This is a genomic window from Kluyvera sichuanensis (assembly GCF_014218705.1).
Classification (GTDB): domain Bacteria; phylum Pseudomonadota; class Gammaproteobacteria; order Enterobacterales; family Enterobacteriaceae; genus Kluyvera; species Kluyvera sichuanensis.
Genome location: NZ_JABBJF010000002.1, coordinates 257,580 through 270,917, shown reverse-complemented (window position 1 = coordinate 270,917; position 13,338 = coordinate 257,580). Strand labels below are relative to the sequence as shown.

Sequence of the window (13,338 nt, the reverse complement as noted above, 5' to 3'; positions counted from 1 at the left end):
CAGGTGCAAAATCAGCGTAGTTTGATTACACTCCTGTTAATCCATACAGCAACAGTGTCGGCGCAATCTGGCACTGTTGTCCGTTTTAGCATTCGGCACCTGGAGAGCCTTTCTTGAGCCAGGAATATACAGAAGACAAAGAAGTCAAACTCACAAAACTCAGCAGCGGACGCCGACTCCTTGAGGCGTTACTCCTTTTATGCGCCATTTTTGCCGTTTGGTTAATGGCTGCACTACTGAGCTTCAATCCTTCCGATCCTAGCTGGTCGCAAACGGCCTGGCACGAACCGATCCACAATTTATGTGGCGCACCAGGCGCATGGCTGGCCGATACGCTGTTCTTCATCTTTGGCGTAATGGCTTATACCATACCGGTCATTATTGTTGGTGGCTGCTGGTTTGCCTGGCGGCATCGTTCGAACGATGAGTACATCGACTACTTCGCCGTCTCGCTGCGCCTGATTGGCGTACTGGCGATCATCCTTACTTCATGCGGCCTCGCGGCGATAAACGCCGATGACATCTGGTACTTTGCTTCCGGTGGCGTGATTGGCAGCCTGCTCAGCACCGCGCTGCAACCGATGCTGCACAGCAGCGGCGGGACCATCGCGCTACTCTGTATCTGGGCCGCGGGCCTGACGCTGTTTACCGGCTGGTCATGGGTCAGCATTGCCGAAAAAATGGGCAGTTGGATCCTCAACATTCTGACGTTCGCCAGCAACCGAACCCGTCGTGACGACACCTGGGTTGATGAAGACGAGTACGAAGAAGAAGACGAATATGAAGACGACGGCGAGGAGACGCAGAAAGCGTCGCGTGAATCTCGTCGTGCGCGCATCCTGCGAGGTGCACTGGCGCGCCGTAAGCGGATCGCCAAAAAATTCTCTAACCCGATGGTGCGTAAAACGGACGAGGCGCTGTTCTCTGGCCGTCGTATGGACGAACCGGAAGAGGCGGGCCACTATGCGGCTCAGGTCGATCCTGATGATGTGCTGTTCTCTGGTGCCAGCGCGACGCGTGCCGCCGAATATGATGAGTACGACCCTCTACTGAGCGCTCATACCGTCGCTGAGGCCGTTGCCGTTACAGGCACAGCGGCGTGGGCCGCCGACCCAACATTAGCTGCGCCGTCCATGAACGAGCAGCCTGTTGCTGCACCTGCCGTTGAATGGCAGGCCGTTCCTGCTCCAACGGCGGGTGAACCGGTTATTGCACCGACGCCAGAAGGATGGCCGCCGGTGCAGCAACCTGCCTACGAGCAGCAGTACTCACAACCTCAGCCGCCTGCTTATGAGCAGCCGCAGTATGCACAGCCGCAGCAACCTGTTTATGAGCAACCGCAGTACGCACAACCGCAGCAGCCTGCTTATGAGCAGCCGCAGTACGCACAACCTCAGCAGCCTGCTTATGAGCAGCCGCAGTATGCGCAACCGCAGCAGCCTGCTTATGAGCAGCCGCAGTATGCACAGCCGCAGCAACCTGCTTATGAGCAGCCGCAGTACGCACAGCCGCAGCAACCTGTTTATGAGCAACCGCAGTACGCACAGCCGCAGCAACCTGCTTATGAGCAGCCGCAGTATGCACAGCCGCAGCAGCCTGCTTACGAACAGCCACAGCAAGAACAACCCTATACCGCTGAATCTGATTATCTGAACGTACCACAGGCTGAACTAACGCCTGCCGTAGAGCCAGAACCTGTAGTGGAAGAGGAGATTAAACCTGCTCATCGTCCGCCGCTGTACTATTTCGAAGAAGTGGAAGAGAAACGCGCACGTGAGCGTGAACAGCTGGCGGCGTGGTATCAACCCATTCCGGAACCGTTAGCGCCAATGGAACAGCGTGCATCGACCGCGCCGTCCATTCCGGTTTCTGTGCCAGAACCTTCCGCTGCCGTTGCACCGGTTGCTGCCAGCGTTCGCCATGCGGCAGCGGCAGCCGCCGGAACCGCCGCCGCAGCTGCGGCCTCAGCACCGCTGTTTAGCCCAGCTGACGGCCCGCGCTCGCAGGTCAAAGAAGGCATTGGCCCACAGTTGCCGCGCCCTAATCGCGTTCGCGTGCCGACGCGCCGTGAACTGGCCTCATACGGCATCAAGCTACCGTCGCAGCGGATGGCCGAGGAGCGCGCTGCTCGTGAAGCTGAGCGCTATCAGCCTGAGGATAATCAGCCGCTGACCGACGATGAAGCCGATGCGCTGCAGCAGGATGCGCTGGCTCGCCAGTTTGCCGCCTCGCAGCAGCAACGTTATGGCGAAGAAGCGGACGAGCAGGATAGCTATGCGTTCGAAGAGAACGATGAAGATGCCGCCGCAGAAGCGGAACTGGCGCGCCAGTTCGCCGCGTCTCAGCAGAATCGCTATGCCAGTGAGCAGCCAGAGGGGGCGCATCCGTTCTCCCTCGACGATTTTGAATTCTCGCCGATGAAAACACTGGTGGATGAGACACCGAAAGCGCCGTTGTTCACGCCGAGCGTGATGCCGGAGCCTGCGGTGACGCCGCCGCCTCAACAGCATTATCAACAGCAACAACCGCCGCAGCAACAGTATGCTCAGCCGCAACAGCATGTGCAGCAGCCTGCACATCAGCCGGTAACGCCACCGCAGCAGGAGAGCCTGATTCACCCGCTGCTGATGCGTAACGGTGACGATCGTCCTCTGCAAAAGCCGACGACGCCGTTGCCATCGCTGGATCTTTTAACGCCGCCGCCAACGGAAGTGGAACCGGTGGACACCTTTGCGCTGGAACAGATGGCGCGTCTGGTGGAAACCCGACTGGCCGACTATCGCATTAAAGCGGACGTTGTGAACTACTCGCCAGGTCCGGTTATCACCCGCTTCGAACTGAATCTGGCACCGGGCGTGAAGGCTGCGCGTATTTCGAACCTGTCCCGTGACCTGGCGCGTTCGCTGTCGACCGTTGCTGTGCGCGTGGTAGAAGTTATTCCTGGCAAACCGTACGTTGGCCTGGAACTGCCGAATAAAAAACGTCAGACCGTCTACCTGCGCGAAGTGCTGGATTGCGATAAATTCCGCGATAACCCATCGCCGCTGACGGTGGTGCTGGGTAAAGATATTGCCGGTGAGCCGGTGGTGGCAGATCTCGCAAAAATGCCACACCTGCTGGTTGCCGGTACCACCGGTTCCGGTAAGTCCGTCGGTGTGAACGCCATGATCCTCAGTATGCTCTATAAAGCGCAGCCTGAAGACGTCCGCTTCATCATGATCGACCCGAAAATGCTGGAACTGTCAGTGTATGAAGGGATCCCGCATCTGCTGACTGAAGTGGTCACCGACATGAAAGACGCCGCTAACGCCCTGCGCTGGAGCGTCAACGAAATGGAACGTCGCTACAAGCTGATGTCGGCGCTTGGCGTACGAAACCTTGCCGGTTATAACGAAAAAATTGCCGAAGCGGCGCGCATGGGTCGTCCGATTCCGGACCCTTACTGGAAACCGGGCGACAGCATGGATGCCACGCATCCGGTGCTGGAAAAACTGCCGTATATCGTCGTGCTGGTCGATGAATTTGCCGACCTGATGATGACCGTCGGCAAGAAAGTGGAAGAACTGATCGCCCGTCTGGCACAGAAAGCGCGTGCAGCGGGTATCCACCTGGTGCTGGCAACCCAGCGCCCATCGGTGGATGTGATTACCGGTCTTATTAAGGCCAACATTCCAACCCGTATTGCGTTTACGGTTTCCAGTAAAATTGACTCCCGTACTATCCTTGACCAGGGCGGCGCTGAGTCACTGCTGGGCATGGGGGATATGCTCTATGCCGGTCCGAACTCGAACAACCCGGTGCGCGTGCACGGTGCATTTGTCCGTGACCAGGAAGTCCACGCAGTGGTACAGGACTGGAAAGCGCGTGGTCGTCCGCAGTATGTTGATGGCATCACCTCCGACAGCGAAAGCGAAGGCGGTGGCGGTGGTTTCGATGGCGGCGAAGAGTTAGATCCGCTGTTCGATCAGGCGGTCAATTTCGTGACCCAGAAACGCAAAGCGTCAATCTCCGGCGTACAGCGCCAGTTCCGTATTGGCTACAACCGCGCTGCCCGTATCATCGAACAGATGGAAGCGCAGGGGATCGTCAGCGAACAGGGGCACAACGGCAACCGTGAGGTGCTGGCACCGCCGCCGTTCGATTGATTGCAAAGATGGGTAAATAAGTCAGAATTCAGTATTTTCTTCTGTCACCGCTCTGGGCGAAGTCTTAGAGTGAGTGCCAGAGGCTCTCCTGCCGGGAGCATGAGGCTAATTAAGGATTATTAATGAAAAAGATCGCGATCACGTGTGCATTACTTTCCAGCTTTGTTGTCAGCAGCGTATGGGCTGATGCCGCAGGCGACCTGAAAAGCCGTCTCGATAAAGTCAGCAGCTTCCATGCTAGCTTCACTCAGAAAGTGACTGACGGCAGCGGCAACGCGGTGCAGGAAGGTCAGGGCGATCTGTGGGTAAAACGTCCAAACCTGTTTAACTGGCATATGACCCAACCAGATGAAAGCATCCTGGTGTCTGACGGTAAAACCCTGTGGTTCTACAACCCGTTTGTTGAGCAGGCTACCGCCACCTGGCTGAAAGACGCGACCGGCAACACGCCATTTATGCTGATTGCGCGTAACCAGGCCAGCGACTGGCAGCAGTACAATATCCAGCAGACCGGTGATGATTTCGTACTAACGCCGCGCGGCAACAATGGCAACCTGAAGAAATTCACCATCAACGTAGGGCGCGATGGCACAATCCATCAGTTCAGCGCGATTGAGCAGGACGATCAGCGCAGCAGTTACCAGCTGAAGTCGCAGCAGAACGGCGCAATTGACGCCTCCAAATTCACCTTTACACCGCCGCAGGGCGTGACGGTGGACGATCAGCGTAAGTAAGAGGCCGGCGTGAGCAATTTGTCGCTCGATTTTTCCGATAATGCATTTCAACCTCTGGCCGCCCGTATGCGGCCAGAAAACTTAGCGCAGTATATCGGCCAGCAGCATCTGCTGGCTGCAGGTAAGCCGTTGCCTCGCGCTATTGAAGCCGGCCATCTGCACTCGATGATCCTTTGGGGGCCGCCGGGCACCGGCAAAACGACCCTGGCGGAAGTGATTGCTCGCTACGCCAATGCCGATGTTGAACGGATCTCCGCTGTCACCTCCGGGGTGAAAGAGATTCGCGAGGCCATTGAGCGCGCTCGACAGAACCGCAACGCCGGTCGCCGCACCATTCTGTTCGTCGATGAAGTTCACCGTTTCAACAAAAGCCAGCAGGACGCCTTTCTGCCGCATATTGAAGATGGCACCATCACCTTTATCGGTGCAACCACTGAAAACCCTTCGTTTGAGCTCAATTCGGCGCTGCTCTCCCGTGCGCGCGTCTACCTGCTGAAATCCCTGACCACTGAGGATATTGAGCAAGTGCTTACTCAGGCGATGGAAGACAAAGCGCGCGGCTACGGCGGGCAAGATATTGTTCTGCCGGACGAGACGCGCCGTGCAATTGCGGAATTGGTGAACGGCGACGCCCGACGTGCGCTGAACACGCTGGAAATGATGGCCGACATGGCAGAGCTTGATGATTCCGGCAAGCGCGTGTTGCAGCCTCAACTTCTGACCGAAATTGCCGGTGAGCGCAGTGCCCGCTTTGATAACAAAGGCGACCGCTTCTATGACCTGATTTCGGCGCTGCACAAATCGGTACGCGGCAGCGCGCCCGATGCCGCGCTCTACTGGTATGCCCGTATTATCAGCGCAGGTGGCGATCCGCTGTACGTTGCGCGCCGCTGCCTGGCCATTGCCTCTGAGGATGTCGGTAATGCTGACCCGCGCGCTATGCAGGTGGCGATTTCGGCTTGGGATTGCTTTACCCGCGTCGGCCCGGCCGAAGGGGAGCGTGCTATCGCCCAGGCGATTGTCTACCTGGCCTGTGCGCCGAAAAGCAACGCGGTCTACACCGCCTTTAAAGCCGCAATGGCTGATGCTCGCGAACGTCCTGATTACGATGTTCCAGTACATCTGCGCAATGCGCCGACCAAACTGATGAAAGAGATGGGCTATGGGCAGGAGTATCGCTACGCCCACGATGAGCCCAACGCCTACGCCGCCGGTGAAGAGTATTTCCCCAGCGAAATGGCACAAACGCGCTACTATCACCCGACTAACCGAGGTCTTGAAGGCAAGATTGGCGAAAAGCTCGCCTGGCTCGCTGAACAGGATCAAAATAGCCGCACAAAACGCTACCGCTAGTGCAGTCGTTGCGGTAATGTTGTCGATGTACCTCTGCGACCACGGGCTGTGGTCGCATACTCCACTTTCAATTCGATAAGCATAGGATAAGCATGCTCGATCCCAATCTGCTGCGTACAGAGCCAGACGCAGTCGCAGAAAAACTGGCACGCCGGGGCTTTAAGCTGGATGTAGATAAACTTCGCGCTCTTGAAGAGCGTCGTAAAGTACTGCAGGTAGAAACTGAAAATCTGCAGGCAGAGCGTAACTCGCGATCGAAATCCATCGGCCAGGCGAAAGCACGCGGGGAAGACATTGAGCCTTTACGCCTGGAAGTGAACAAGCTTGGCGAACAACTTGATGCCGCTAAATCAGAGCTGGATGTTCTGCTGGCTGAGATTCGCGATATTGCACTGACCATCCCGAACATCCCGCATGACGACGCACCGATTGGCCGTGACGAAAACGACAACGTTGAAGTTAGCCGCTGGGGCACGCCGCGCGAATTCGATTTCGAGATCCGCGATCACGTGACGCTGGGCGAAATGCACAGCGGGCTTGATTTTGCCGCGGCAGTGAAGCTGACCGGTTCACGTTTCGTCGTGATGAAAGGCCAGATTGCCCGTATGCACCGCGCACTGTCGCAGTTCATGCTGGATCTGCACACTGAACAGCACGGCTATAGCGAAAACTATGTGCCTTACCTGGTGAACCAGGACACGCTGTATGGTACGGGCCAGCTGCCAAAATTCGCCGGTGACCTGTTCCATACTCGTCCGCTGGAAGAAGAAGCTGACAGCAGCAACTACGCGCTGATCCCAACGGCAGAAGTACCGCTGACCAACCTGGTGCGCGATGAAATCATCGACGAAGACGATCTGCCGATCAAAATGACCGCACACACGCCGTGCTTCCGCTCCGAAGCGGGTTCCTACGGTCGTGACACTCGTGGTCTGATCCGTATGCACCAGTTCGATAAAGTTGAGATGGTGCAGATCGTGCGTCCAGAAGATTCCATGGAAGCGCTGGAAGAGATGACGGGCCATGCGGAGAAAGTCCTGCAGCTGCTGGGTCTGCCGTACCGTAAAATTATCCTGTGTACCGGTGACATGGGCTTCGGCGCCTGCAAAACCTATGACCTCGAAGTCTGGGTTCCAGCGCAGAATACCTACCGCGAGATCTCCTCTTGCTCTAACGTCTGGGACTTCCAGGCGCGCCGCATGCAGGCTCGCTGCCGCAGCAAATCCGACAAGAAAACGCGTCTGGTTCACACCCTGAACGGGTCTGGCCTGGCCGTAGGTCGTACGCTGGTTGCCGTGCTGGAAAACTACCAGCAGGCAGATGGTCGCATTGAAGTGCCTGAGGTACTGCGTCCATACATGAACGGTCTGGAATACATCGGTTAATCCTTCCTGTTCTACAAAAAAGCGCCGCAAGGCGCTTTTTTTATATCCGCATTGATACTGAACAATACCTCTCTCGGTAGAACGTTTAATACTCCCTTCTAAGTAATACCAGCATATAAAACTACAATAATAACATTTCGTTATATAAATAACTATATAACGAATCATGTTTTCAATGTTAGCAACGAAGTGAGAGTCCATGAAAACTGAAACCCCCGATGCTTTACTGGCAGCTGAGGTCAGCCGTCGTGGTTTGATGAAAACCACGGCCATAGGCGGACTGGCGATGGCCAGCAGTGCGTTTACGCTTCCCTTCAGCCGTATTGCGCACGCCGCAGAAGCGATTGCGCCGACTACGGCGGTAGAGCGCGTGACCTGGAGTGCGTGTACGGTAAACTGTGGAAGCCGCTGCCCGCTGCGCATGCATGTTGTCGATGGCGAGATTAAATACGTCGAAACGGATAACACCGGCGATGATAACTACGATGGTCTGCATCAGGTTCGCGCCTGTCTGCGCGGCCGCTCTATGCGTCGTCGCGTCTATAACCCGGACCGTCTGAAGTACCCGATGAAGCGGGTAGGCAAACGTGGCGAAGGCAAATTCGAGCGCATCAGCTGGGAAGAAGCCTTTGATACCATTGCCGATAATATGAAACGGCTGATCAAAGATTACGGCAACGAATCTATCTATCTTAACTACGGCACCGGTACCCTCGGCGGTACGCTGACTCGCTCCTGGCCACCGGGTAAAACGCTGGTGGCACGTCTGATGAACTGCTGTGGTGGTTATCTGAACCACTACGGTGACTACTCTTCCGCACAGATTGCCGCAGGCCTGAACTACACCTACGGCGGCTGGGCCGACGGCAACAGCCCGTCAGATATCGAAAACAGCAAGCTGGTCGTGCTGTTTGGGAATAACCCTGGTGAAACACGCATGAGCGGCGGCGGGGTGACCTACTACCTGGAGCAGGCGCGTCAGAAATCTAATGCGCGTATGATTATCGTTGACCCGCGTTATACCGATACCGGTGCCGGTCGCGAAGACGAGTGGATCCCAATCCGTCCGGGCACTGATGCGGCCCTGGTTTCAGCGCTGGCGTGGGTGATGATCACTGAAAACCTGGTCGATCAGCCGTTCCTCGATAAATACTGCGTCGGTTACGACGAAAAAACGCTCCCTGAAGGCGCGCCGGCCAACGGTCACTACAAAGCCTATATCCTTGGGCAGGGTAGCGATGCCACGGCGAAAACGCCGGAGTGGGCATCCACTATCACCGGTATTCCTGCTGAGCGTATCGTAAAACTGGCGCGCGAAATTGCGCTGGCGAAACCAGCCTATATCTCCCAGGGGTGGGGGCCGCAGCGCCACGCTAACGGTGAAATTGCCACCCGCGCTATTTCCATGCTGTCGATTCTGACCGGTAACGTCGGGATTAACGGTGGTAACAGCGGCGCGCGTGAAGGCTCCTATGAGGTGCCGTTTGAGCGTATGCCAACGCTGGAAAACCCGGTACAGACCAGTATCTCCATGTTTATGTGGACTGATGCGATCGTCCGCGGGCCGGAAATGACGGCGCTGCGTGACGGCGTGCGTGGCAAAGACAAACTGGATGTACCGATCAAAATGATCTGGAACTACGCCGGTAACTGCCTGATTAACCAGCACTCTGAAATCAACCGTACCCATGAAATTCTGCAGGATGATAAGAAGTGCGAAATGATTGTGGTGATTGACTGCCACATGACCTCATCGGCGAAATATGCCGATATCCTGCTGCCGGACTGCACCGCGTCTGAGCAGATGGACTTCGCGCTGGATGCCTCCTGCGGCAACATGTCCTACGTTATCTTTACCGATCAGGTCATCAAACCGCGCTTTGAGTGCAAAACGATTTATGAGATGACCACGGAGCTGGCAAAACGCATGGGCGTTGAGCAGCAGTTCACCGAAGGGCGGACGCAGGAAGGATGGATGCGTCATCTGCACGAACTTTCTCGTCAGGCTGTGCCGGAACTACCGGACTTCGATACCTTCCGTAAGCAAGGTATCTTCAAACAACGTGACCCGGAAGGGCATCACGTGGCCTATAAAGCCTTCCGTGAAGATCCGCAGGCCAATCCGCTGACCACGCCGTCCGGAAAAATTGAGATCTACTCGCAAGAGTTGGCACAAATTGCTGCGACCTGGGAACTGGCTGAAGGCGATGTGATCGATCCGTTACCGATCTACACCCCAGGCTTTGAAAATTATAACGATCCGCTGGCCGAGAAATTCCCGCTGCAGCTGACCGGTTTCCACTACAAAGCCCGCGTTCACTCGACTTACGGCAACGTCGATGTACTGAAAGCGGCCTGTCGTCAGGAGATGTGGATCAACCCACTGGATGCGCAGAAACGCGGGATCAAGAACGGCGATCGTGTGCGTATCTTTAACGACCGTGGGGAAGTGCATATTGAAGCTAAGGTAACGCCGCGCATGATGCCGGGCATCGTCGCGCTGGGTGAGGGGGCCTGGTACAACCCGGATGCTAAAGGTATCGACCAGGCGGGGAGCATTAACGTGCTGACCACTCAACGTCCGTCGCCGCTGGCGAAAGGCAACCCATCGCACACGAACCTTGTCCAGGTTGAGAAGGTGTAAGGAGTAACCGATGACTACCCAATATGGCTTTTTTATTGACTCCGCTCGTTGCACCGGTTGTAAAACCTGTGAGCTGGCCTGTAAAGATTACAAAGACTTAACTCCGGACGTTAGCTTCCGCCGTATTTACGAATACGCGGGCGGCGACTGGCAGGAAGACAACGGCGTCTGGAATCAGAACGTCTTTGCTTACTATCTCTCCATCGCCTGTAACCACTGCGAAGACCCGGCCTGTACCAAAGTGTGCCCTAGCGGCGCGATGCACAAACGCGAAGATGGCTTTGTTGTCGTCAACGAAGATGTCTGCATCGGCTGTCGTTACTGCCATATGGCCTGCCCGTATGGTGCGCCGCAGTACAACGAAGCTAAAGGTCACATGACCAAATGCGACGGCTGTCATGAGCGCGTGGCGGAAGGCAAAAAGCCGATTTGCGTGGAGTCCTGCCCGCTGCGTGCGCTGGACTTTGGTCCTATCGAAGAGCTGCGTCAGAAGCACGGTACGCTTGCGGCGGTCGCGCCGCTGCCGTCCGCGCACTTCACCAAGCCCAGCATTGTGATTAAACCCAACGCCAATGCACGTCCGTGCGGCGATACCACTGGCTATCTGGCCAATCCGAAGGAGGTGTGAGATGGGAAGTGGATGGCATGAATGGCCGTTGATGATCTTCACGGTGTTTGGGCAATGTGTGGCGGGCGGGTTTATCGTTCTGGCACTGGCATTGATAAGAGGGCAACTGTCTCGTGAAAAGCAGCAACGTATAGTGCTGAGCATGTTTGCGCTGTGGGTGCTGATGGGCATTGGCTTTATCGCTTCGACCATGCACCTCGGTTCGCCGATGCGTGCCTTTAACTCGTTGAACCGCGTCGGTGCCTCCTCGCTGAGTAACGAAATTGCCAGCGGTGCAATCTTCTTTGCCGTCGGCGGTATCGGCTGGCTGCTGGCGGTTACCAATAAGCTCTCCTGCGCACTGCGCAGCGTGTGGCTGGTGGTGACGGCGGTGCTGGGCGTGGTGTTTGTCTGGATGATGGTGCGTGTCTATAACACTATTGATACCGTTCCCACCTGGTACACCATCTGGACGCCGCTGAGCTTCTTCCTGACGCTGTTTATCGGCGGCCCGCTGCTCGGTTATCTGCTGTTGCGCTGGGCTAGCGTTGAAGGCTGGGGCATGCGTCTGCTGCCGGTTATCAGCCTTGCCGCGCTGGTGGTGAGCGTGATTGTCACCACGATGCAGGGCGTAGAGCTGGCGTCGATTCAAAGCTCAATTCAGCAGGCTTCGGCTCTGGTTCCCGACTATGGCTCGCTGATGGCGTGGCGTATTGTCGCCATCGCCCTGGCGCTGGTTTGCTGGGTGGGGCCGCAGCTCAAAGGCTACCAGCCAGCACTGCCGCTATTGAGCCTGGCGTTTGTGCTGGTGCTGGTCGGTGAGATGCTGGGTCGCGGCGTTTTCTATGGCCTGCACATGACCGTCGGTATGGCGGTCGCCAGCTAAGCAAAATAAGCTGCCAGGGCGTTCCAGCCCTGGCACTTTTTGTTCATGAATTTTTTCGACTGAACCTTCTTCTACTGTTTCGCCTATTTTCCAATAAAAACAAAATAATAAGATAACTTAAGCGTAGCTTATCGTTGCGTTGAATAAGAAACGTCAATCGTTGAGCCAGAAAGCCTCCCGCCGTTGAAATCAGGTGGATTGACAATGTTTTTGGCAGTGGCATGATGCGCACGAAATCTGTCTATCCTCACGGTTTGAACCCATGTCCACCTATACTCGCCCAGTGCTATTGCTGCTCTGCGGCTTACTCTTATTGACGCTGGCGATCGCGGTATTAAACACGCTCGTCCCGCTCTGGCTCGCCCATGAAAACTTGCCAACCTGGCAGGTGGGAGTGGTCAGCTCGTCCTATTTTACCGGCAACCTGGTCGGTACCATGCTCACCGGCCGACTGATTAAGCGCGTTGGCTTTAATTTCAGCTACTATATTGCGTCGCTGATTTTCGCCGCGGGCTGCGTGGGGCTGGGCTTTATGGTGGGGTTCTGGAGCTGGATGTTCTGGCGCTTTATCGCGGGCGTTGGCTGCGCCATGATTTGGGTGGTAGTGGAGAGTGCGCTGATGTGCAGCGGCACCTCGCGCAACCGTGGTCGTCTGCTGGCGGCCTATATGATGATGTATTACATCGGTACCGTGCTGGGGCAGATTATCGTTAGCCGCCTGCCGACAGATATGGCGACCATTCTTCCGCTGATGACCGGCGTGGTGCTGGCAGGCATTCTGCCGCTGCTGTTTACCCGAATCCTGAACCAGCAGGACGACCCGCAGGACGCGAGCACGCGTGTCTGGCCGATGTTCAAACTGCGTCAGGCGCGTCTGGGCGTAAATGGCTGTATTATTTCCGGTATCGTGCTGGGCTCACTCTATGGCCTGATGCCGCTGTACCTGAACCACCGCGGCGTCAGTGACTCCGGGATCGGCTTCTGGATGGCGGTGATGGTCAGCGCGGGCATTCTGGGGCAGTGGCCGATTGGTCGTCTAGCCGACCGCTATGGCCGTCTGATGGTACTGCGCGTGCAGGTCTTTGTGGTGATTGTCGGCTGCCTGGGCATGCTGAGTCAGGCTGCGATGGCACCGGCGCTGTTTATCCTCGGCGCAGCGGGCTTTACGCTGTATCCGGTGGCGATGGCCTGGGCGTGTGAGAAAGTGGAGCATCATCAGCTGGTCTCCATGAACCAGGCGCTGTTGCTGAGCTATACCATTGGTAGCCTGGTTGGGCCGTCGCTGACGGCGATGCTGATGCAAAACTACTCTGATAACCTGCTGTTTATCATGATTGCCGGGGTATCGTTCGTCTATCTGATGATGCTGCTGCGCAAAGCCGGGCACCATCCTACGCCGGTGGCTCACGCCTGACACCGCGGGCGCGTTATATTTCCATAGCGCGCCATTCTTCCCGACATCGCTATACTGAATGATGCCACGTTGCTGGCGCGTTGGCGGGAGCGAGACTATATCCTGCTGAATTTATAACCATACTCCGATTAAATGTGCGAGCCGTTAGAGTTTTGCACCATCCTATTACC

The 13,338-nt window shown here is 56.4% G+C and carries 8 protein-coding genes; all 8 read left to right on the top strand.

The genetic code is table 11. From position 1 onward, the window contains the following. The first annotated feature begins 113 nt into the window (after positions 1 to 113). The 8 genes from HII27_RS03575 (at position 114) to HII27_RS03540 (ending at position 13,168) form a co-directional block, all read left to right on the top strand. Positions 114 to 4,145, top strand: a complete 4,032-nt coding sequence (locus HII27_RS03575) for a DNA translocase FtsK 4TM domain-containing protein (protein ID WP_185666579.1) — start codon at positions 114 to 116, stop codon at positions 4,143 to 4,145. A 122-nt stretch (positions 4,146 to 4,267) separates the two neighbouring features. Then, positions 4,268 to 4,879 carry an outer membrane lipoprotein chaperone LolA gene (gene lolA / locus HII27_RS03570; protein ID WP_185666578.1) on the top strand — a complete coding sequence of 204 codons (612 nt, stop codon included), beginning with the start codon at positions 4,268 to 4,270 and terminating at the stop codon, positions 4,877 to 4,879. 9 nt (positions 4,880 to 4,888) lie between these two features. Beyond that, a complete protein-coding gene (gene rarA, locus HII27_RS03565; RefSeq protein WP_185666577.1) occupies positions 4,889 to 6,232 on the top strand; it encodes a replication-associated recombination protein RarA in 1,344 nt (447 codons plus the stop codon). 92 nt (positions 6,233 to 6,324) lie between these two features. Then, positions 6,325 to 7,617 carry a serine--tRNA ligase gene (gene serS, locus HII27_RS03560; RefSeq protein WP_185666576.1) on the top strand — a complete coding sequence of 431 codons (1,293 nt, stop codon included), beginning with the start codon at positions 6,325 to 6,327 and terminating at the stop codon, positions 7,615 to 7,617. Positions 7,618 to 7,816: 199 nt separating this feature from the next. Continuing rightward, positions 7,817 to 10,261: a dimethylsulfoxide reductase subunit A gene (gene dmsA, locus HII27_RS03555; RefSeq protein ID WP_185666575.1), complete on the top strand. Its 2,445-nt coding sequence runs from the start codon at positions 7,817 to 7,819 to the stop codon at positions 10,259 to 10,261. Positions 10,262 to 10,271: 10 nt separating this feature from the next. Further along, positions 10,272 to 10,889: a DMSO/selenate family reductase complex B subunit gene (locus HII27_RS03550; protein ID WP_035892446.1), complete on the top strand. Its 618-nt coding sequence runs from the start codon at positions 10,272 to 10,274 to the stop codon at positions 10,887 to 10,889. A 1-nt stretch (position 10,890) separates the two neighbouring features. Then, a complete protein-coding gene (locus HII27_RS03545) occupies positions 10,891 to 11,754 on the top strand; it encodes a dimethyl sulfoxide reductase anchor subunit family protein (protein ID WP_185666574.1) in 864 nt (287 codons plus the stop codon). Positions 11,755 to 12,016: 262 nt separating this feature from the next. Continuing rightward, entirely contained in the window at positions 12,017 to 13,168 is a 1,152-nt protein-coding gene (locus HII27_RS03540; RefSeq protein WP_185666573.1) for an MFS transporter, read from the top strand. Positions 13,169 to 13,338 lie beyond the last annotated feature (170 nt).

Excerpts from the sequence above, each read along its gene's own strand:
- HII27_RS03545 (WP_185666574.1), top strand. The coding sequence starts at position 10,891 with ATGGGAAGTGGATGGCATGAATGGCCGTTGATGATCTTCACGGTGTTT.
- HII27_RS03540 (WP_185666573.1), top strand. The coding sequence starts at position 12,017 with ATGTCCACCTATACTCGCCCAGTGCTATTGCTGCTCTGCGGCTTACTC.
- serS (WP_185666576.1), top strand. The coding sequence starts at position 6,325 with ATGCTCGATCCCAATCTGCTGCGTACAGAGCCAGACGCAGTCGCAGAA.
- lolA (WP_185666578.1), top strand. The coding sequence starts at position 4,268 with ATGAAAAAGATCGCGATCACGTGTGCATTACTTTCCAGCTTTGTTGTC.
- HII27_RS03550 (WP_035892446.1), top strand. The coding sequence starts at position 10,272 with ATGACTACCCAATATGGCTTTTTTATTGACTCCGCTCGTTGCACCGGT.
- dmsA (WP_185666575.1), top strand. The coding sequence starts at position 7,817 with ATGAAAACTGAAACCCCCGATGCTTTACTGGCAGCTGAGGTCAGCCGT.